This is a genomic window from Nonomuraea sp. NPDC049714, assembly GCF_044465295.1.
GTDB lineage: Bacteria > Actinomycetota > Actinomycetes > Streptosporangiales > Streptosporangiaceae > Nonomuraea.
This window is the reverse complement of record NZ_JBITLM010000007.1, coordinates 16162-36963: the sequence shown is the minus strand read 5'-3', so window position 1 is coordinate 36963 and position 20802 is coordinate 16162. Positions and strand designations below refer to the sequence as shown.

16 protein-coding genes are annotated in these 20802 nt (G+C 71.1%); 7 read left to right on the top strand and 9 right to left on the bottom strand.

The window, feature by feature from the left end; all coding sequences use genetic code 11:
• Nucleotides 1–78 precede the first annotated feature (78 nt).
• Both ACIBQX_RS26325 and ACIBQX_RS26320 read right to left on the bottom strand, forming a co-directional pair.
• Entirely contained in the window at nucleotides 79–1689 is a 1611-nt protein-coding gene (locus tag ACIBQX_RS26325) for a serine/threonine-protein kinase (protein ID WP_397008907.1), read from the bottom strand.
• A gap of 20 nt (nucleotides 1690–1709) precedes the next feature.
• Nucleotides 1710–2519: a TIGR03619 family F420-dependent LLM class oxidoreductase gene (locus ACIBQX_RS26320; RefSeq protein ID WP_397008905.1), complete on the bottom strand. Its 810-nt coding sequence runs from the start codon at nucleotides 2517–2519 to the stop codon at nucleotides 1710–1712.
• A gap of 90 nt (nucleotides 2520–2609) precedes the next feature.
• Here ACIBQX_RS26320 and ACIBQX_RS26315 point away from each other — a divergent pair, with 90 nt between their 5' ends.
• The 4 genes from ACIBQX_RS26315 to ACIBQX_RS26300 are packed head-to-tail and all read left to right on the top strand — an operon-like array spanning nucleotide 2610 to nucleotide 5923.
• Nucleotides 2610–3857, top strand: coding sequence for an LLM class flavin-dependent oxidoreductase (locus tag ACIBQX_RS26315; RefSeq protein ID WP_397008903.1), 1248 nt, complete (start codon nucleotides 2610–2612; stop codon nucleotides 3855–3857).
• Nucleotides 3854–4723, top strand: coding sequence for a TIGR03619 family F420-dependent LLM class oxidoreductase (locus ACIBQX_RS26310; protein ID WP_397008901.1), 870 nt, complete (start codon nucleotides 3854–3856; stop codon nucleotides 4721–4723). The genes ACIBQX_RS26315 and ACIBQX_RS26310 overlap by 4 nt, the downstream gene beginning before the upstream one ends.
• Nucleotides 4724–4739: 16 nt before the next feature.
• Nucleotides 4740–5549: a HipA family kinase gene (locus ACIBQX_RS26305; protein WP_397008899.1), complete on the top strand. Its 810-nt coding sequence runs from the start codon at nucleotides 4740–4742 to the stop codon at nucleotides 5547–5549.
• A complete protein-coding gene (locus tag ACIBQX_RS26300; RefSeq protein WP_397008897.1) occupies nucleotides 5546–5923 on the top strand; it encodes a DUF3037 domain-containing protein in 378 nt (125 codons plus the stop codon). Before ACIBQX_RS26305 ends, ACIBQX_RS26300 begins: the two co-directional genes overlap by 4 nt.
• A gap of 6 nt (nucleotides 5924–5929) precedes the next feature.
• On the opposite strand, the gene ACIBQX_RS26295 is transcribed toward ACIBQX_RS26300, so the two are convergent.
• The 4 genes from ACIBQX_RS26295 to dxr form a co-directional block, all read right to left on the bottom strand.
• The gene (locus ACIBQX_RS26295) at nucleotides 5930–6772 is read right to left on the bottom strand and encodes a GNAT family N-acetyltransferase (RefSeq protein WP_397009786.1); all 843 of its coding nucleotides are present in this window, start codon (nucleotides 6770–6772) and stop codon (nucleotides 5930–5932) included.
• A gap of 36 nt (nucleotides 6773–6808) precedes the next feature.
• Complete coding sequence (locus ACIBQX_RS26290) at nucleotides 6809–8398, bottom strand: alpha/beta hydrolase (RefSeq protein ID WP_397008895.1); 1590 nt, start codon at nucleotides 8396–8398, stop codon at nucleotides 6809–6811.
• Between the two features lie 380 nt (nucleotides 8399–8778).
• Entirely contained in the window at nucleotides 8779–9948 is a 1170-nt protein-coding gene (ispG, locus tag ACIBQX_RS26285; RefSeq protein ID WP_397008893.1) for a flavodoxin-dependent (E)-4-hydroxy-3-methylbut-2-enyl-diphosphate synthase, read from the bottom strand.
• A gap of 39 nt (nucleotides 9949–9987) precedes the next feature.
• Nucleotides 9988–11178: a 1-deoxy-D-xylulose-5-phosphate reductoisomerase gene (gene dxr / locus ACIBQX_RS26280; protein WP_397008891.1), complete on the bottom strand. Its 1191-nt coding sequence runs from the start codon at nucleotides 11176–11178 to the stop codon at nucleotides 9988–9990.
• 187 nt (nucleotides 11179–11365) lie between these two features.
• On the opposite strand from dxr, the gene ACIBQX_RS26275 reads away from it, so the two are divergent.
• Together ACIBQX_RS26275 and ACIBQX_RS26270 are read left to right on the top strand one after the other, a co-directional pair.
• The gene (locus tag ACIBQX_RS26275) at nucleotides 11366–12436 is read left to right on the top strand and encodes a peptidase (protein WP_397008889.1); all 1071 of its coding nucleotides are present in this window, start codon (nucleotides 11366–11368) and stop codon (nucleotides 12434–12436) included.
• Nucleotides 12437–12491: 55 nt separating this feature from the next.
• Nucleotides 12492–13766, top strand: coding sequence for a trypsin-like serine peptidase (locus ACIBQX_RS26270; protein WP_397008887.1), 1275 nt, complete (start codon nucleotides 12492–12494; stop codon nucleotides 13764–13766).
• Nucleotides 13767–13802: 36 nt separating this feature from the next.
• On the opposite strand, the gene ACIBQX_RS26265 is transcribed toward ACIBQX_RS26270, so the two are convergent.
• A complete protein-coding gene (locus ACIBQX_RS26265) occupies nucleotides 13803–16391 on the bottom strand; it encodes an NACHT domain-containing protein (protein ID WP_397008885.1) in 2589 nt (862 codons plus the stop codon).
• Between the two features lie 34 nt (nucleotides 16392–16425).
• Complete coding sequence (locus ACIBQX_RS26260) at nucleotides 16426–17853, bottom strand: aldehyde dehydrogenase family protein (protein WP_397008883.1); 1428 nt, start codon at nucleotides 17851–17853, stop codon at nucleotides 16426–16428.
• A 232-nt stretch (nucleotides 17854–18085) separates the two neighbouring features.
• Here ACIBQX_RS26260 and ACIBQX_RS26255 point away from each other — a divergent pair, with 232 nt between their 5' ends.
• Complete coding sequence (locus ACIBQX_RS26255; RefSeq protein ID WP_397008881.1) at nucleotides 18086–18712, top strand: TetR/AcrR family transcriptional regulator; 627 nt, start codon at nucleotides 18086–18088, stop codon at nucleotides 18710–18712.
• A gap of 140 nt (nucleotides 18713–18852) precedes the next feature.
• On the opposite strand, the gene ACIBQX_RS26250 is transcribed toward ACIBQX_RS26255, so the two are convergent.
• Nucleotides 18853–20802 carry a PucR family transcriptional regulator gene (locus ACIBQX_RS26250; RefSeq protein WP_397008879.1) on the bottom strand — a complete coding sequence of 650 codons (1950 nt, stop codon included), beginning with the start codon at nucleotides 20800–20802 and terminating at the stop codon, nucleotides 18853–18855.

The window sequence follows — 20802 nt, the reverse complement described above, 5'->3', positions numbered from 1 at the left end:
TACCCCTCCACTGAAGGCAACTGGTGCCGGAGAGTCAACGGCGGCCGGGCCATCGCCGCCTGACCGTGACACTCCAGGTCAGGAGGTGCGCGAGACCCTGCCCGAGTAGGTGACTTCCTGCTCACCTTCGCGAATGACCGATATGGCCATCTGGTTCGCCTGGGCGGTCGGCAGCATGCGGAGCGTTCCCGGATGGCACTCCTCGCCCCGGACCTCGCCGAGCTCGAACACCAGCGCTTCCCCGGCCGGGCTGAGCAGCCCGGAGCAGTGCAGGTCGGCGCCCCAGCGCATGCTGGACTCGCGCCCGTCCGCCAGCCGGATCTCGACCGGGAACACGCGCTCGGCGCTCGGATGCTCGGCCGACCCGGTCCAGAGGCCGTCGGTGGCGCCCTGCCCGTCCGCGCGCTGGGACCAGAGCACCACGCCGGCGACCCCCAGGGTGAGCGCGGCGGCCGTGACGGCGAGCCGCCGGTACCTGCTTCGTACCGACGACCACACGCCAGGCCGCTCGGGCGACGGGCCGGACTCGGGCATGGAGCTGAACTCGGGCAACTGGCCGAACTCGAGCAACGGGCCGGACTCGGGCCGCACGCTGGGCTGCGGGCGCGTAACGGAAGCGACGGGCGGCGAGGGCAGGACCGGCGCAGACGCGGCCGTGTCCACGAGCGCCGCCAGCGCGCTCCGGGCGCCGGTGCTGCGGGTGCTGCCGGAGTCGAGCACCCGCCAGTCGACGGTGGCGAGAGGGTCGGGGCCGGCACTGCCCGGAACAGGGAGTTCAGGGGCGGTGATGCCGATGGCGGAAGGTCCGGGGGTGGCGGTGCCGATGGCAAGAGGGTCGATGGTGTCGATGGCGGCGATGGCGCCGGTGGAGAGGACGTCGCGGCCGGTCAGGTCGTGGTTCAGCAGCCGGCGGAGCACCTCTTCGGCGTCCGGCCGGTCACCCGGCTCGGGTGCCAGGCAGGCGTCGACGAGCTCACGCAGCCGCCCGGTCAGCGTGCCCAGGTCCGGCTTGCCGTACAGGATCCTGGCGAGGACCTCCTGGTGGGTCCCGGCGGTGAAGGCGTGCCGGCCGTTGGCGGTGTAGGCGACGGTCAGCGCCCAGGCGTACAGGTCGGCGGGTGGTCCGGCGGGCTCGCCCTTGATCCGCTCGGGCGCCACGTAGGCGGGGGTGCCGATGGGGAACAGGCCGGTGGTGACGGTGCTGCCCATCGGCCGGGAGATGCCGAAGTCGATCACTCGCGGGCCGTCCAGGCTGAGCAGCACGTTGCCGGGTTTGAAATCGCGGTGCACGACCGCGGCGCGGTGGATGGCGCCGAGCGCGGTGGCGGTGCCGATGGCCAGGCGGTGCAGGGAGCCGCCGGTGCGCGGGCCCTTGGCGATGATGTGCTCGGTCAGCGAGATGCCGTCCACATACTCGCTGACCAGGTAGGGCTGGTCGCCTTCGAGATCGGCGTCGAGGAGCTGGGCGGTGCAGAACGGCGCGACCCTGCGTACGGCCTCGACCTCGGCCCGGAACCTGCGGCGGACCGCCTGGTCACTGGACAGACCGGCGTGCAGGAGCTTGATCGCGACCTGGGTGCCGTCGCCGGTGTGACCCAGGTAGACGACGCCTTGGCCGCCCTGGCCGAGTCGTGCCGAAAGCCGGTACGTGCCCAGGCTGCGCGGGTCAGCGGCACGGAGGTCGGACATAGACCTACATTATGCAGCTATCACATGAATCGGGCGTAAGTATCGAGCTGCCGGAGTACCACGTCCGCCGGGGCACTGGCCAGGGCGAGCACGGTCTCCTCGATGCCCAGCTCAGCAAGGTAGCCGAGCTTCTCGGGCGTCGGCAGCGTGCCGAACGGGATGACCCGGGCCATCGGCCGCCCGGCCTTCTCGCAGGCCTCGCGCAGGGCGGGCAGCGCCAGCTTGATCCCCTTGCCGCCGATCGGCATCCAGCCCTCGGCGTACTCGGCGACGTGCGCGAACAGCTTGGGCCCCGCCGCGCCACCGACGTACACGGGCGGGCCGGAGATCGGCTTGGGCCACGACCAGGACGGCTCGAAGCCGTCGAAGGCGGCCACGTCGTCCCGCCACAGCGCCCGCATCGCCAGCACGTGCCGCCGCGCCACCTCACGGCGGGAGTGGTACGGCACGCCGTGGTTGGCGATCTCCTCCACGTTCCAGCCGAAGCCGACGCCGACCACGACCCGGCCGCCGGACAGGTGGTCCAGGGTGGCGATGGCCTTGGCGGTGACGATCGGCTCCCGCTGGGCGGCGAGCAGGATGCCGGTGCCGAGCCGCAGCTTCTCGGTCACGGCCGCGGCGAAGGACAGGGCGACCAGCGGATCGTAGGTGCGTTTGTACTCCTCGGCCAGCTCGGCGTCACCGTTCGCCGGGGGCGTGCGGCGGGAGACGGGGATGTGGGTGTGTTCGGGCAGGAAGAGAGAGGAGAAGCCGCGCTCTTCCGCGGCCCTGGCCAGCTCGTGGACGGGCATCGACCGATCGGTGGCGAACATCGTGAGACCCAGCCGCATGAGATCCTCCCATTCAACCAAGCGATTGCTCGGGAAAGATTTCTAGAGTAGCTTGCCGAAGAGACATGCCCCGCGGAAAGAGGTCTCCCGGTGAAGTTTTCCATCTTCCTGAATCCGCAGATCCCCGGCTCCGGCTACGCGGCCGAGGAGAACGCCAAGGCCAGGCGGCCCATCGGGCGGGACACGGAGTCGTACCAGAAGCTGCTGCACGAGGTGCGGGAGATCGCCGTGCACGCGGACCGGATCGGGTTCGACGCCCTCATGATGACCGAGCACCATTTTCATTCTGAAGGCATGGAGTTCTCGGTCAACCCGTTGATGTTCCTCACCGATCTGGCCGCCAGGACCGAGCGGATCCTGCTCGCGCCGCTCGGCATGGTGCTGCCCGCCTGGGACCCCATCAGGGCGGCGGAGGACGTGGCCCTGCTGGACCAGTTCTGCAAGGGGCGGTTGCGGCTCGGCGTGGCCCGCGGCTACCAGAACCGGTGGATGAACGTCCTGGGCCAGCGCTGGCAGGCCGCGGCGGCCCGGTCCGACGGCTCGGCGTCCGACACGCGCAACTTCGACGTGTTCGGCGAAGTCCTGAAGATCATGAAGATGGCGTGGACCCAGGAGACCCTCCGCTACAAGTCCGACGTGCTGGACTACGAGGTGCCCTACCCCTACGACGGCATCGAAGGCTGGCCGGCCGTCGAGTGGACCAGGACGTTCGGCGCACCCGACGAGATCTCCGACGACGGCAAGGTGCAGGCGATCTCCGTCTGCCCGAGGCCGTACCAGAACCCGCATCCCGAGCTGTGGCAGCCCTTCACCATCTCCGACCGGTCGGTCATCAGGGCCGCGCAGGAGAACATCCTGCCCTGGCTGTTCACCCCCGACCCCGACGACCACGCCGCCAAGGCCAAGCTCTACCAGGAGGAGTCGGCCAAGCAGGGCCGCGACTACAAGCTCGGGGAGCACACCGGCATCCTCAAGATCGTCGGCATCGCGGAGACCACCGAAGAGGCGATCAACACCTACGGCCGCAACATCCCCAAGGACTTCGCCGCCTTCTTCGGCCCGTTCGGCTACCTGGAGGTGCTGCGCAAGAAGGAGGACGAGAAGCACCGGCCCATCTCCCCGGAGAAGGGCGACGCCAAGCGGATGCGGGAGGTGGAGATGGCGCTGTTCGGCACGCCGGACGACGTCAAACGCGGCATCCAGCGCATGCTCGACCGGATGCCCGACCTGGAGTGGTTCGGCCTCTACATGCAGGGCCAGCAGGGCGTGCTCCCGCTCGACACGGTCAAACGCAACCTCGAACTGTTCGCCACCAAGGTCATCCCGGAGTTCCAGTGAAATTCTGGCTGGGCGCCTCCTTCGCGCCGACCGACCAGTTCACCGAGCTCGCCCGCGCCGCCGAGCGCTGCGGCTTCGACACGCTCACCCTCTCCGACCACCTGTTCTACGCCGACTTCGACTCGCCGTACCCCTACTCCAAGACCGGCAGGCCGCGCTGGACCGCCGAGACGCACTGGCCGGACGTGTGGGTGACGATCGGCGCGATGGCGGCGGTGACGAGCACGCTGCGTTTCGCGCCGAACGTCTACATAGCCCCGGCCCGCGACCTCGTGACCGTGGCCAAGCAGGTGTCCACGGCGGCCGTGCTGTCGGACGACCGGGTGTCGTTCGGCGTGGGGGTCGGGTGGTGCAAGGAGGAGTTCGTCGCCACCGGGCAGGACTTCCACACGCGCGGGCGCAGGCTGGACGCGATGCTCCCGGTGCTGCGCGAGCTCTGGGCCGGGCAGACCGTCACGCTCGACGGCCTGCCCGCCCTGTCCATCTCACCCACACCTCGGGTACGCGTTCCCGTGCTGGTCGGCGGGGACAGCGAGGCCGCGCTGAGGCGGGCGGCCCGGACCGGAGACGGCTGGATCGGCAACCGCGTCTACACCGAGGAGCAGCTCGACACCGTCCTGACCTCGCTCAGAGGGCACCTGGACGAGCACGGCAGAACCGGCCCGTTCGAGATCATCGCGGCCCTGGCGGTCATGCCCGACGCCGGCACCTACCGCCACTTCGCCGCCAAGGGCGTCACCGGCACCCTGGCGGCCCCCTGGTGGCTGGCCACCCCCGAGGAGAAGGCGGAGCACGGCGAGGGCACCCTCGCCCTCAAGATCGCCACCATGGAGCGCTTCGCCGAGGAGGTCATCGCCAAGATGTAGGCGGTAGCCTCGTGGCGTGCTGGAAGAGATCGCGGCCACGCGTTACGTGACGCCGCTACGCGAGGGCGGGTCACTGCCCGGAGTGGTCGAAGCCGATGATCTCGGCACCTACGTGGTGAAGTTCCGCGAGGCCGGCCAGGGGCGGCGCGTCCTCGTCGCGGAGATCATCTGCGGCGAGCTGGCCCGGCGGCTCGACTTCAGGACCCCCGAGCTCAAGGTCATCGACCTCGACCCTCAGCTCGGCATCCGCGAGCCGGACGAAGAGGTGCAGGACCTGCTCAAGGCCAGCACCGGCCACAACCTGGCCGTCGACTTCCTGCCCGGCGCGCTCGGCTTCGAGCCGCTCGCCTGGGCGCCCGACCCGGCGTTCGCCGCCCGGCTCATCTGGTTCGACGGCCTGATCCACAACATCGACCGCAGCTGGCGCAACCCCAACCTGCTGCTCTGGCATCGCGACATCTGGCTGATCGACCACGGGGCCGCGCTCTGGTTCCACCACAACTGGCGCACGGCCGACCCGCTGCGGGCGTTCGACGCGAGCGACCACGTGCTCGCGCCGTTCGCCGCCGACCTGGAGGCCGCCGGGGACGAGCTGCTCGCGCTGATCACTCCCGAGTTGCTGGAGACCGTGACGGCCCTGGTGCCCGACGAATGGCTCGACGACGAGCCCGGCTTCGACTCCGCGCAGGCCGTACGGACGGCGTACGTCGAGCATCTCCTGGAACGGGCGCGCGGACCGCGCGCCTGGCTCACCCGCACAGAGCCGAAAACGCAGCGGCCCGGCCCAGGGTCGGTCGGCGCGTTCTGGCGGGGAGGCCGCGCATGAGCAGGGACGTCTACGAGTACGCCGCCATCCGCGTGGTGCCCAGGGTCGAGCGCGGGGAGCTGATCAACGCGGGCGTGCTCCTCTACTGCCAGCCGCGCGGCTACCTCTGCGCCCAGGTGGAGCTCGACGCGCGGCGGCTGCACGCCCTCGATCCCACCGCCGACGTCGAGTGCGTACGGCAGGCACTCGGCGCCTACGAGCTGGCCTGCGGCGAGGAGTCCGGTCCGCTGGCCGGGGAGTCGCTGGGCGGCAGATTCCGCTGGCTGACCGCGCCACGCAGCACGATCGTCCAGGCCGGCCCGGTCCACGTCGGGCTCACCACCGACCCCGAGGCGGAGCTGGCCCGCCTGTTCGGCAAGCTCGTCCGGCTGTGAGAGGTCTCAGAAGAGCACGGACATGAACGTGTCGACCTCGGTGAAGCCCACCTTGCGGTAGACCGCCCGCGCCGAGCTGTTGTAGTCGTTGACGTAAAGGGTGACCACGGGGGCGAAGCAGGCGAGCGCGGCCTCCACCACCGCCGCCATGCCCGACACCGCGTAGCCCCGCCCGCGCAGCTCGGGGTGCACCCACACGCCCTGGACCTGGCAGGCCTGCGGGGTGACCGCGCCGATCTCCGCCTTGAACACCACGCGCCCGTCCTCGATGCGCGCGTACGACCTGCCGATGCGGATGAGCTCGGCCACCCGCGTGCGGTAGAGGGTGCCACCGTCGCCGAGGTTGGGCGAGACGCCGACCTCCTCGGTGAACATGGCCACACAGGCCGGGAGCAGGACGTCGAACTCGTCCGGCTTCACCCGCCGCACCAGCGGGTCGGCGAGCACGGGCGCCGGACGCGAGGTGGCCATGACCGGCTGCGCCCAGCGGATCGCGCGGGCCTGCCCCCAGTGCGGCTCCAGCCGCTCCCACAGCTGCCCGACCGCCTCGACGGGCCCCACGATGGACGAGCATCGACGACCCTGCCGTCGAGCGCGGTCGGCGAACGCGTACACCGCCTCGGGGCCGGCGTTGACCGGCACGAGGTTCGCTCCGGCGTAGCAGAGCGCGGTGAGAGCGCCGCGCGGCCCGAAACCCCACATCTGGCCGCCGAGCCGGGCCGGATTGAGCCCGACGCTCTGCACCCGGGAGGAGACGAAGACGTTCGCGACCGGGTCGGTGTCGAGCAGAGCGAGCACCTCGTCCCGGTCGCTGTCGTCGAGGACACGCGACGCCGATGTACGCAGCATCACATGGTCAGACTACGCGAACGGCAATCGATTAGCTCATCTCGCAAGCACCTCGGTGAGCCTTTCGTGACCTGGCGCCCTTCCTGACACCATGTGCGTCGCCGGCCGGGGCTTCGGCACCGCCTGGCAGCGCGTTCCGTGCGGCGGCACCGTGCCGTCGGTGAGATAGGCGAACAGGTGGCGGTCCACGCACCGGTTGCCGCCGAGCGCCACCCCGTGGTTGCCGCCGGACTCCACGACCATGCGCGCGGTCGGGAAGTGCCTGCGCAGATTCACCGCCCCCAGGTACGGAGTCGCGGCGTCACCGCGCGACTGGAGCATCAGGATCGGCGGAAGCCGCCGGGATCCCCGCACCTCCACCGGCGTGCCGCCCTTCACCGGCCAGAACGCGCACGGCGCGTTGAACCAGGCGTTCGGCCAGGTCAGGAACGGCGCCCAGCGGTGCATCCTGGTCATGTCGGCCCGCCACTTCGCCCAGTCACGCGGCCAGGCGGCGTCGCGGCACTGGGTGGCGAGGTAGACGGCGTAGCCGTTCTCGTCCTCCGCGTCATTCTTGCCGTGCTTGTCGTAGGCGGCGATCAGCGGCTTCGGGTCGCCCTTGCCGACGTAGGCGGACCAGGCGGCGGCGAGCTCGGGCCAGACCCGGTCGCTGTAGCCGCCCACGGTGAAGACGTCGTCGAGCTCGCTGGCGCCCACCACCCCGCCCGCCGGCCGGTCGTGCAGCCGGGCGCGCATCGCGTTGTAGGCGAACCTGGCCTGCCTGGTCGTGCTGCCGAGCCCGTAGACGTTGTGGTGTCCGGCCGTCCAGGAGAGGAAGTCGCGGTGCCTGTTCTCGAACGCCCTGTCCTGCTTCAGGTTGGCCTCGTACCAGACCTCCTCGGAGTTCACGGCGCTGTCCAGGGCGAGGCGCTTGACCCGGTCGGGGAAGAGCGTGGCGTACACCGATCCGATGTAGGTGCCGTAGGAGTAGCCGAGGTAGCTGATCTGCTCCTCGCCGAGCGCGGCGCGGATGACGTCCAGGTCCCTGGCGACGTTCTCGGTGGTCATGTGCGGCAGCAGCCACGACCAGAGGTTCCCGCATCGGCTGGCGTAGTGGGCCGCCCGGCTGAGCAGGACGTTCTCCTCGCTGAGGCTGCGCGGGACGGCGTCAGGACGCGGCGCCCGGTAGTAGACCTCCGGGTCCACGCACCGCAGCGTCGGCTGGCTCGCCCCGACGCCGCGCGGGTCGAACCCGACCACGTCGTAGCGCTTCCTCAGCTCCGCCGGCAGCATCGCGGCGACGTAGCGGGCCAGCGTGCGCCCGGACGCACCGGGACCTCCCGGATTGACCAGCAGCGTGCCGAGGTGGTTGCCGTCCCGCGACGCCGTTCCCTTGATCCGGTTGATCGCGATCTTGATCGAATGTCCCATCGGCTCGCGATGGTCGAGCGGCACCCGTACGGTGGCGCACTCCGTCGCCACGGCCGCGGGCTCGCCGCCTCCCTCTTGCTCGCAGGGGCCCCACCGCACGCTCTCGGCGAGGCTCGGCTGCACGGCGGGACCCCGCGCCACCTCCGCCACCGCGATCGGCACCACCCCGACGACCAGCACTGCGGCCCCGGCAACCAGCCCGACAACCTTTTTCACCCGGCTCCTCCCCCAATTCCTTAGGCGAGGAGATACTGCCGTAAGTAGCGGCGCGATGACGGTGCGTATGAAGAAAATCTTGCCGTTCCGAGATCACCCCATGGCCGGGGCCGCGCACCGGACGACCGCCCCCGGCCCCCTGTCGGGGGTCGGGGACGAGTAGGACAGCGGCACTCGGGCGCCTCGGGCGCCTCGGGGCTGGTGGCGAGCAAGGCGTCGTCCTTCCCGATACGACGACCGACGACGTCCACGGCTCGCCGCCGTCGGGGCACCCCGGGCTCGCCACCGTTGGAAGTTCGCGGGCTCGCCGCCGTCGGGGCACCCCGGGCTCGCCGCCGTAGGAAGTCCGCGGGCTCGCCGCCGTTGGAGAGACCCGCCGGTCAGCCGACGGTGACCTGCGCGCCCGGGGCCTCGTCGTCGTCCAGGTCGACGTCGACGCCCATCTCCTCCGCCAGGCGCAGCGCCTCTTCGATCAGGGTCTCCACGATCTGCGACTCCGGCACGGTCTTGATGACCTCGCCCTTGACGAAGATCTGCCCCTTGCCGTTGCCCGAGGCCACGCCCAGGTCGGCCTCGCGGGCCTCACCGGGGCCGTTGACGACGCAGCCCATGACCGCGACCCGCAGCGGCACCTTCAGCCCTTCGAGGCCGGCCTGCACCTGCTCGGCCAGGGTGTAGACGTCCACCTGGGCACGGCCGCACGACGGGCAGGAGACGATCTCCAGGCCGCGCTCGCGCAGGCCGAGCGACTCCAGGATGGCCGCGCCGACCTTGACCTCCTCGACGGGAGGCGCCGACAGCGAGACCCGGATGGTGTCACCGATGCCCTCGGCCAGCAGGGCGCCGAACGCCACCGCGGACTTGATCGTGCCCTGGAAGGTGGGACCGGCCTCGGTGACGCCGAGGTGGAGGGGGTAGTCGCACCTGGCGGCCAGCAGCCGGTAGGCGTTGATCATGACGACCGGATCGTTGTGCTTGACCGAGATCTTGATGTCGCGGAAGCCGTGCTCCTCGAACAGCGAGCACTCCCACAGCGCGGACTCCACCAGCGCCTCAGGGGTGGCCTTGCCGTACTTCTGCAGCAGCCTCGGGTCGAGGGAGCCCGCGTTGACGCCGATCCTGATCGGCACCCCGTGGTCGGCCGCCGCCTTGGCGATCTCGCCCACCTTGTCGTCGAATTTCTTGATGTTTCCGGGGTTGACGCGCACGGCCGCGCAGCCCGCCTCGATGGCGGCGAAAACGTACTTCGGCTGGAAGTGGATGTCGGCGATCACCGGGATCTGCGACTTCCTGGCGATGATCGGCAGCGCCTCGGCGTCGTCCTGGGACGGCACGGCGACGCGCACGATCTGGCAACCGGAGGCGGTCAGCTCGGCGATCTGCTGAAGGGTGGCGTTGATGTCGGCGGTGACCGTGGTGGTCATCGACTGCACGGAGACCGGCGCGTCGCCTCCCACGGGCACGTTACCGACCATGATCCGGCGGGAGTGGCGGCGTTCGGCGAGCGGCTTGGTGCGGACCGTCGGGATGCCGAGTGCTACAGAAGACATTTCAACCCTTGAGTTCGACGACGCTATCAGTCTATGGAGCTAGCGGGACTGCCCCGCTGTGAGTTCGGACGCACGGGCGCGGGCCCAGGCGTCCGCGGCGAGCACCTCGTCGACCGATCCGGCGGCGGTGACCTGGTGCTCCTCGACGACCTTGGCCACCGTGTCGACGATCGCCAGGAACGGCAGCCCGCCCCGGATGAACGCCTCCAGGCACGCCTCGTTGGCCGCGTTGTAGACCGCGGGGGCGGTGCCGCCCGCGCTGCCGACGTGCCTGGCCAGCGCGACGGCGGGGAAGGCGGTGTCGTCGAGCGGCTCGAAGGTCCAGGTGTGGGCGGTGGTCCAGTCGATCGCCCTGGCGGCCCCCGCGACGCGCTCGGGGTGGCCGAGCGCGAGCGCGATGGGCAGCCGCATGTCGGGCGGACTGGCCTGGGCGATGGTCGAGCCGTCGACGTACTCCACCATCGAGTGGATGATCGACTGCGGATGCACCACGACCTCGATCCGGTCGAAGCCGAGGTCGAACAGCAGGTGCGCCTCGATCACCTCCAGCCCCTTGTTGACCAGGGTGGCGGAGTTGATGGTGATCATCGGGCCCATCGACCAGGTGGGGTGGGCCAGCGCCATCTCGGGGGTGACGTCGGCCAGCTCCGCGCGCGTCCTGCCCCTGAACGGCCCGCCGCTGGCGGTGACGACCAGCCGCCTGACGGCGTCGGGGTCGTAGCCCTGCGGCCCGGAGGCCCACAGGCACTGCTGCAGCGCCGAGTGCTCGGAGTCGACCGGCAGGATCTGGCCCGGCTTGGCCAGCCGCTTGACCAGCGGGCCACCGATGATCAAGGACTCCTTGTTGGCCAGTGCGAGGGTGCGGCCCTCCTCCAGCGCGACCAGCGTGGAGGTCAGCCCGAGCGCGCCGGTGATGCCGTTGAGCACGGTGTCGCACGGCCAGGCGGCCACCTCCGCGACCCCTTCGGGACCGGCGAGCACGACAGGGTTCGCGCCGTGCGCGGCGAGCGCCTCCTTCAGGGCGGGCACGGCGGCGGGATCGGCCACCGCGACCACCTCGGCGCCGGTGGCCGCCGCCTGCCCGGCGAGCAGCTCGATCTTGCCGCCTCCGGCCGCGAGCCCGGCGACCTTGAACCTGGCGGGCTCGGCGGCGATGACATCGAGGGCCTGCGTGCCGATCGAGCCGGTGGAGCCGAGCACGACGACGGAGCGGGGGATCTGTTGACGCACCCGTCCATTGTCGCCGCTGCCACGGGCGGCCGGGCACCGGGTGGCCGCTTGGACAACGTCTGGGACCCCAGGTATTCCAGTTAATAAATGCCCAAATATCGCTATATCCGAAAGCATCGATTGCGAGAAATCGGGATATTGGCGCCGCTACCTTCCAAGCTCCGATTCGGTCCCGGGAAGGTATGTAATGCGCCGCGAAGTCGCTCTGCTCTCCATCCTCACCCTCACCGCCGGGGGCGCCCTGTTCCCGACCTCTCCCGCCCTCGCCCACCAGAAGCCCGAACACCAGACACCCGAACGCCAGACACCCGAACGCCAGGCTCCGGAACCGGCCCAGCGAGCCGCCGCCGACTCCGCCGGCGAGCGCGACGCCGTGCTGAAGTTCTGGACCCCGCGGAAGATGGCGACGGCACGGCCCCTCGACGTGCCCACGGCCAAGAAGGGAGTCCGGCTGACCGCGAGCTCCGCCCAGCCGAGCACCGCCCAGTCCAGAGCCGCCCGACCGAGCACCGGCGCCGCGTGGAGCACGCCGCCGACCGCCGCGGCGGGCGTACGGCTGAAGCGCGCGCCCAACAGCGGCGGCTCCCCGTGGACCGGCGCGGGCGCGGTCGTCAAGACCACCGGACGGGTGTTCTTCACCACCCAGGGCCGCAACGCCTCCTGCTCGGGCTCGGCCGTGACCAGCCAGAACAAGAGTGTGGTGCTCACCGCCGGCCACTGCGTGAAGCTCGGCGGCGCCTTCCACACCAACTGGGTCTTCGTGCCCGGCTACGACTCGGGCGCCCGTCCGCACGGCACTTGGGTGGCCACCCGGCTGCTGACCACCCCGCAGTGGAACTCCGGCGAGGACGTCAACTTCGACGTCGCCGCCGCCGTGGTGGCCCCCTTGGAGGGCAAGGCGCTGACCGACGTGGTGGGCGGCCAGGGCGTGGCCTTCAACCAGGCCAGGCGCCGGCAGATGTACGGCTTCGGCTACCCGGCGGCCGCGCCGTACGACGGGTCCAAGCTGATCTACTGCAGCGGCCGCGCCTTCGACGACTTCCTGCTGTCCAGGAGTCTCGGGCTGACCTGTAACATGACCGGCGGTTCGAGCGGTGGTCCATGGATGCTGAATTTCGACGAGTCGACGGGACTCGGGACACAGAACTCCGTTAACAGCTTCAAATACAACTTTGCTCCGAATTGGATGTTCGGCCCATATTTCGGGACAGAGGCCCAAGCGGTCTATCAAGCCGCGCAGAGCGCCGACGCACTCTGAGCTTTTTACTGAAAGTAGTCACATAGACACATGTCGTAGTGCACACTCGGGGGTCATGACCGTGAGCACCCCCTTGATCGCGGCCGTGCCGCTCGTCGCGGGTCTGCTGGGCCCCGCTCTCATCGGTGCGACCTCCGAGCAGCACCTCGGCCACGCGCACGAGAGCGCCCGCCGGACGACCGCCCAGACGGCCGCCCAGGCAGCCACCCCCGAGGCGGCAGCTCCCGGGACGACGGCCAGAAGGCCGACGGGCGGCGACGTCATCGAGCACGTGGCCGCCCGTGGCAGCGCCGACCAGCAGCGGGTGCTCGACTACTGGACACCTCAGCGGATGGCCGACGCCCTGCCGATCAGTCTGCTGGACATCGTGACCAAGGGCGACGGCCTGCTGAGCGGCCTGACCGGCAAGGCCGGCCTCGGCACCGCCCCCGACCTGTCCAACGGCACCCTGTCCAGCGTCCCGCTCGCGGGCACCTCACGATCCGGAGACCACCGCGACGACGGCACCGAACAGACGGGACAGACCGGACAGCCTGAGCAGGCCGGGCAGGCCGGCCAACCCGGACAGGTCGGACAGCCTGGGCGGGCCGGACAGCCTGACCGAGCCGGGCAGCCGCGTCACCAGTCGGCCAGGCCACTGACCACCACGGCGGGCTCCCGCTGGCCGATCGGCGGCGCGGTGACCAAGACCACCGGCCGTGTCTTCCTGACCATGGCCGGGGCTGACTTCGTCTGCTCGGCCAGCACCGTGAACAGCGCGAACCGCGACCTGGTCGTCACCGCCGGCCACTGCGTCAAGGACGGCAAGGGCGAATGGGCGGAGAACTGGACGTTCGTCCCCGGCTACGGCATCAGCGGCCGCAAGCCGTACGGGCAGTGGACGGCACGCCGGATGTTCGTCGCCGGGCCCTGGTCACGCTCGGCCGACGACAGCTACGACGTGGGCATGGTGGCGCTGAACCCCTCCGGCGGCAGGCACGTCGCCGACGTGGTGGGCACCCAGCGGATCGCCTTCAACAGCGCGCGCGGCGGCCACGCCTACGGCTTCGGCTATCCGGCCGACCCGCCCTACGACGGCGAGCACCTGGTCTACTGCGCGGGCCGGCTGCGCGACGACCCCTATGGCGACACCCGCGACCAGGGCCTCGGCTGCGTCATGACGGCCGGATCGAGCGGCGGCCCGTGGATGTCGGCCTTCGACGCCGCCACCGGCAAGGGCACGATCACGTCGCTGAGCAGCTTCAAGTACAGCAACGACCAGCGCACGATGTACGGCCCCTTCCTCGGCGACACCGCCAAGAAGCTCTTCCTGACGGCCGAACGAGCCTGAGCGGCCAGCGGTCAGGTGCGGCGGTGCACCGGCCGGTCAGGTGCGGCGGTGCGCCTGCTGGTGGGTGCGCAGATCGTCCATGTAGAGAGCCAGCAGCGCGCCCTCGTCCGCCAGTGTGGAGAACATGACCTGCCGGCGGAGCTGGGCGATCGAGAGCAGCTTGTCCACGCCCGCCCACGACCAGCTGAACGGCCCCGGCTCCCACAGCTCGTCCAGCGACAGCTTCAGGTGCAGCTCGCGTATGTCGTCCTGGGACCACACCGGGCGCACCGCCACCAGATCCACCAGGCTCTGCCACTCGGCCAGCGCGCACTGCGAGCGCCAGAGCAGGGAGTAGCTGCGCCACTCGGTCACCACGTCCTCGTGCCCGGGCATGAACTCGCTGGCCCGCAGCTCGGGGGCGCACGCCAGGGCGAGCACCATGAGATTGGCCGAGTAGTAGGCGTACCTGCGGTGCGGGCCGGCGATCCACGGCCGGTAGGCGGCGATCGAGGAGTCCTCCCGCGCGTCCAGCTCCCTGAACAGCCGCAGCACCACGGCCCGCCACCGCTCGCCGTCGTGCACCAGTTCCCGCAGGAACGCCACCACGGGCAGCCGCGAGGAGATCGTGGCCCAGGACAGCAGCGTGCGCAGCAGCCCGTCGTGAACCCCGGTGAGCGCCAGGCTGGACTCCTGCGCCACCAGTTCGCCCATCAGCGAGGCGAGCAGCCGGGCGATGAGGAACTCCCCGAAGGTGGCGTGCAGGAACTCGTAGGTGTGCAGCACCTCGTCGTCGCGGACCGCCTGGGCCCGGTGCACGAAGAAGGACCGGGCCAGCGCCTCGTGCCCGGCGCTGAGCGGTGTGGCGAGCCCGGGTGTCCGGCGCTGCTCGGGCAGCAGCACGTCCAGGTCGGCGTCGACCTCCTCGGTGGTGGCCCACTGCCGCCCCCGGTTGAACATCGACGCCGCGACGAACGACAGCCGTAGCAGCTCGCGCTCCACCAGCCGCCCCACCTGGTCGGGCGGGTGTCTCTTCTCCAGCGCGCGCTCGGCGAACCTGGTCATCAGCCGCTCGTACAGTTCCGCCTGTCCCAGTGTGCGGGTCTCACGGTGCAGCGCGTTGCCGTCGGCGTCGTAGAAGGCGAGCATGAGCAGCAGCAGCGGCTGCCTGGCCAGGTGCCGCTGGGTCAGCGCCACGTCGAGGGTGAAGGGCTCCAGCCCGGTGGCCGAGAAGTAGTCGGCGTTGACCGCGTTCCACACCTCCAGCCACGTCCGCATGGCGGTGGTGCCGAACGGCTCCAGCCGGGCGACCACCGTGCCCTCGGGCAGCCCCGCCCTGTTGGCGACGGCGGTACGTGAGGTGACGATGACCGCGACCGCCCGGCCGGCGTCGGCCTCGCGGTGCTGGAAGCGGGCCACCTTCATCAGATAGTCCGACTGGCGCACCCCCGTCGCCTGCAGTAACTCGTCGAACCCGTCGAGGATGACGACCGGCAGCGCCCCGTTCGCCGACCTGGAGATGGCGGGCCACTCCTGCCGCTCGCCGCTCAGGTGGTAGACGGCCTGCTCGATCTGCTCCTGGATGCCGGCGGTGGCCGACACCTCGCGCAGCGGGACCCGTATCGGCAGGAAGGGGGCGTCGCGCAGGCGCGCGGCGAGCACCTTGCTGAGCACCGACTTGCCCGACCCCGGCTGGCCGAGCACGATGAGCGGCACCTCGCCGGCCGCCGAGGCCGTGAGGAATCCCGACAGGAAGACGGGCAGGTCGGAGCGGAGCTCGTGCCCCTCCCACCACTCCTCCACGCTCGGGTCGTCACCGGGGGCGATCTCCGCCGCCCTGAAGCGCGGGGTCACGTACGCCTGGGCGAGCGTCGGCAGGCGCATGCCGATCGGCAGGTCGCCGGTCTCGGCGATCGGCCGGACCAGCGCCGCCTGGTGCAGCCGGTCGAGCGTGGCCAGCCGTCCGGGCAGTGCCTCGCCGGACGCCACCAGGGAGATGAGCCGTTCGAGCTCGGCCATCCCGGCCAGGCTCGGTTGGTGGTCGGCGATCCCCGCCCAGAAGGCGAGCTCCGGCACGTCGTGGGCGAGGGAGCGGTAGCGGTCGGTGTAGCGGAGCACGGCCCGCTCGACCAGCTCCTCGCCGTAGGCGGCGGCCGTCCACTGCCGGGCGTGCTCGGCCAGCCGCGCCCAGAGGTCCAGCTCCTTGACGAAGGCCAGCAGCTGCCCGCCCAGCGCGAGGTAGTAGCCGCGGATGGCGGCCACGGCCTGGGCGAACGGCCGGTGCGGCGCCGGGCAGAGCGGCGCGGCCAGGTCCCAGAGGTGCCCGACGCCCCCTTGAGGGACTTCCAGCCCGCTCTGTGCGAAGGGCAGGTCCAGGGTGCCGAGGGCCTCGAAGTAGGCCGTCACGACGAGGACGGCGTGCGCGGCCTCGATCCGGTCCGTACGGGAGCGCCAGGTGCTGCCCGGCCGCCAGTCGCGCCAGCCGGCGAGCAGGTCGATCCCCACTTTGACCAGCTCGTTCCTGGCCTCCAGCACTCCGCCGACGGGCAGGAACGAGTCACTCCCGGCGCCCTGAAGGGCGTCGAGCACCGGGTCCGTGCCCCCTAGGGAGCGCACAGCATCGACGTATCGGTACTTCTCTCCCATAGACGTTCATCGTCGCACAGGGCGACCTTTTTGCTCAGAGGGAAATTCCCGTCAGAACCATCACCTTCTCGTAAGTTAGATCATCCATCGCCGACCGCAGCCCTTCGCGCCCGATGCCGGAGTCCTTGACCCCGCCGTAGGGCATCTGATCGGCTCGATAGGAGGGCACGTCACCGATGATCACGCCGCCGACCTCCAACTCCCGGTTGGCCCGGAAGGCCGCGTCCAGCGATCGCGTGAACACGCCGGCCTGCAGGCCGTACCTCGAGTCGTTGACCATCGCGTAGGCCTCGTCGATCGAGGCGGCGCTCTGCAGCACCATGACCGGCCCGAAGACCTCCTCGCTACGGACCTTGGCGTCGGCCGGGACGTCGGCGAGGACCGTGGGCGCGAACGTGGCGCCCTCCCGGGTGCCGCCCGCGAGCACCTTCGCGCCCGCGTCGACGGCCTCGCGCACCCACTCCTCCACCCGCTCCGCGGCGGCCTCCGAGACCAGCGGGCCGACCTGCGTCTTCTCGTCGGCCGGGTCGCCCGTGACGAGCCCGCCGACAGCCGCCAGCAGGCGCTCCACGAACGCGTCGTGAACCGGCCGCTCGACGATCACCCGCTGTACGGCGATGCAGCTCTGGCCCGCCTGGTAGTTGGAGTACAGCGCGATGCGCTGGGCGGCCCAGTCCAGGTCGGCGTCGGCCAGCACCACGGCCGCCGCGTTGCCGCCCAGCTCCAGCGTCACGTGCTTGCGCGGCACCTGGTCGGCGATGGCGTAGCCCACCGGCGCGGAGCCGGTGAAGGAGACCACGGGCAGCCGCGGGTCGTCCACCAGCGCGCCGGCTCGCTCGTTGGGGATCGGCAGCACCGAGAACATCCCGGCGGGCAGCTCGGTCTCGGCCAGGATCTCACCGAGCACCAGCGCCGACAGCGGAGTGGCCGGGGCCGGCTTGACGATGATGGGCGCGCCGACCGCGATGGCCGGGGCGACCTTGTGCGCGACCAGGTTGAGCGGGAAGTTGAACGGGGTGATCGCCAGCACCGGCCCGTAGGGCACGCGGGAGACGTAGGCCAGCCGGCCGGTGGCGGCGGGCTCGGTGTCGAGCCGCTGCACGTCACCCGACCAGCGGCGGGTCTCCTCGGCGGCGAAGCGGAAGGTGGCGACGGCCCGGCTCACCTCGCCGCGCGCCCAGACGATCGGCTTGCCGTTCTCGGCGGTGATCAGGTGGGCGATCTCGTCGGCCCGCTCGGCCAGCCTGCGCGAGACGTGGGCCAGCGCCTCCGCCCGCACGTGCACGGGAAGCGCCGCCGCCTGCGCGCTCACCGCGTGAGCAGCGGCGACGGCCTCCTCCACGTGCGCGTCGGTCGGCACGGAATGCCGGCCGACCGCTCGACCGTCGTGGGGATTGGTCACGGTCAGCTCGGCGTCGCCGGTGGCGGGGCGCCCGGCGAGCCAGAAGGTACGCACGTCCATACCCATGACGTTATGCCAAGCCGAAGGAGGGGGACTTACACCAGGGTGCACAAGAGTGCTCTCTGGCCCCTCCGTTAAGTACAAGCCCGTTTGTATACCCACCATGTAACAGAAGTAGGCCTAATTCGGGATGTTTACCATGCGGAGCGGTTTGAAGGTTCTCCGCCATGGCTAAGTCACGGATGCGGGTCCCTCAGCGCGGCGGGGCCCACGAACAGAAAGGCGTGGGCCCATGACCTCCTCGGCGCCGCTTGGGCTTCAAGGCGCCTACCTGTTGGGCGAACGGGCCGGCCATGACGAGCTACGTTCCAGATTGCTGGACGTCGCCGTGAACCTGCTGATCAGCGATGGTCCCGACAGTCTGACCATGCGCCGGATCGCCACCGAGGCCGGATGCACCACGACCGTCATCTACACGATGTTCGGCAACCGGGAGGGCCTCGCGGAGGCTCTCTATCTGGAGGGATTTGAGCGCTTTCGTCGCTTTCTCGAAGCGGCTCCGCAGCGCAGGGACTCCCTCGAACACCTCCGGGCGCTCTGTCCCGCCTACCGCCAGGCCTGCCTGGCGGAGCCCGGCTACTACAGCCTGATGTTCGAGCGGGCGATCCCCGGCTTCGAACCCAGCGAGCGGGCCAGGACCCTCGCTCGCGCGGCACTCAACATCTTCGACCGGGTGATCGCCGACTGCATCTCCGCCGGGCACCTCATCCCCACCCAGCCCCGCAAGATCGCGGACGCGCTGTGGGCGGCGGCCCAGGGCGCCATCAGCCTGGAGCGGGCGGGACACCTGCGCGACGGCCGCACCTACGAGGCCGTAACGACGGCGACCATCTGCTGCTACCTGGTCGAGAAGAACTGACGCCCGCGTGGCGCTGCCTTCAGCGCCACGCGCCGGCGCCGTACTGCCTCCAGCACCACTCGCCAGCGCCGTACATCAGCAGCCGTACTGCCCCCGACGCCGTACGTCAACGCCGCCGTATTGCCCGCCGACGCCGTACGTCAGCGCCGCGCTGCCTCCAGCGCGAACCACAGCTCGGCACGCACGCCCGGATCGTCGAGATCGCACCCCAGCAGCTCGGTCACCCGCTTCATCCGGTACCGCAGGGTGTGCCGGTGCACGCCGAGCCGCTGCGCGGCGGCGTCCCAGTGCCCATTGCTGTCCAGGTACGCCCGCAACGACGCGATCAGATCGGCCCGCGGCCCGTACGCCACGAGCGGAGCCAGCCGCGCCGCCGAGAACGCCCGCGCCGCAGCAGGTTCCAGCAGCGCCATCAACCCCTGCCCCGCCAACTCCCCGAACAGCACCACCCCACCCCGACCATCGCCGTACGCCTGACACGCCTGATCGACCCCCGCCCGCAAACCCCGGTACCCGCACGGCGAACTGACCCCGACGCCCCCGCCGACCAGCCCCGCCACCTGCCTCCCCGCCTGCTCCCCCACCAGCACGACCGCCCCGGCTCGCCGCCCAGCCCCCGTAACAGGGCCATCCCCGGCCCGCTCGGCTCCGTCGGCGAGGCCGTCTCCGGCCCGCTCGGCTCCCGTGGCGAGGTCGCCTCCGGCGCGCCGCTCTCCCGCCGAGGCGGGTCCTTCGCCGGTCCGCTCGTCTGACCGATCTTCGCCGGGCAGGGCGGCTCCCGCCTCCGGCCCGAGGCGTGCGGCGAAAGCCACCGCCTCCACCTGCTCCAACGCCTCATCGCCGACGGCCAGCACCACGAACGGCTCCTCGGGCAGCCTCCCGCCGACCGGCCCGAGCACCGCCCGCGCCTCCTCCTCCGCACCCGGCGCGCCGGACAGAAGCAGACGCAGTACGGCGTCACGAAGGCGCCGTTCGGCCTCCAGCTGGGCCCCGCCCTGTTCCAAGGCCAGGGTGAGCAGTGATCCAGCGGCGTTGACCACCGTGTGCGCCACGGGCGAGAAGGCCCGCGCCACCCCGACGGCGAAGAACCCACGCGGCCGCACCCCACCCCCGAGGGGCTGCACCACGATGTGCTCACCGGGCCCGGTCAAAGCCAAGCTCGCCGGAAACCGCCGCCCACTCCCCCGCGCCCCCGCCGAGGCCTGCGCTCCCGCCACCGCCCGCACTCCTGAGGCCCCGACCGCCCCTTCCATCACCGAGGTCACACCCACCCCCGGCCCTCCTGTCCCCGAGGTCGCACCCGCCCTTACCGCCGCCGCCCCCGGCACATCTGGCATTCCCGCAGCGCCCGCAGTGCCCACCGCACCCGCCGAGCCCGCCATACCTGGTGAGTCCGTCGCACCCGCTTCACCCGCTTTATCCCCTGCACCCGCCGTACCTGCTGCGCCCGCTTCACCCGCCGCTCCGAACGTCCCCGCACTGCCCGCCCCCGGCGGGGGGCCGGCCGTTCGGCCTGCGGTGAGGAAGCGGGTGATCTCGGCCGTGACCACGGCGGCCTCGGCACCAGGGGTGGCGTGTCGTACCTGGCCGGACTCGTCCAGCAGGATCGCCCAGCCGCCGGTCTCCTTGGCCAGCCGGTCGATGACCGCGTGCATGCCATCGGGGCGCAGAGCGGCGCGGGTGAGCCGGCCCTGGGCGGCGAAGGCGCGGGTGATCTCGTCGTACTGCTCGGCGGCGAGCAGCTCGCTGACCAGCTTGCCGATCGCGATGAACGGCGTCTCGCGCGGCACCTCCAGCAACGGCAGCCCCGCCTCGGCGGCGGCGGTCACGAGCCCGGCCGGGATCTCCTCGTGGAAGAGTCCGACACCGAAGCCCAGCCCGGCCACCCCCCGAGCCACCAGCCGGGCGACATATCCCGGGAAATCGTCCCCCAGCCGCATCCCAGTGGTGAGCAGCAGCTCATCCCCCTCCAGGAAGGGGGCCGGATCCTCCAGCTCGCTGACCGCCACCCACCGGACGACCGAGTCCAGCCCGCCGGTGACCGGCACGAGCCGCATCCGCCGCACCACGGTCCGCAAGGAAGGCGCCAT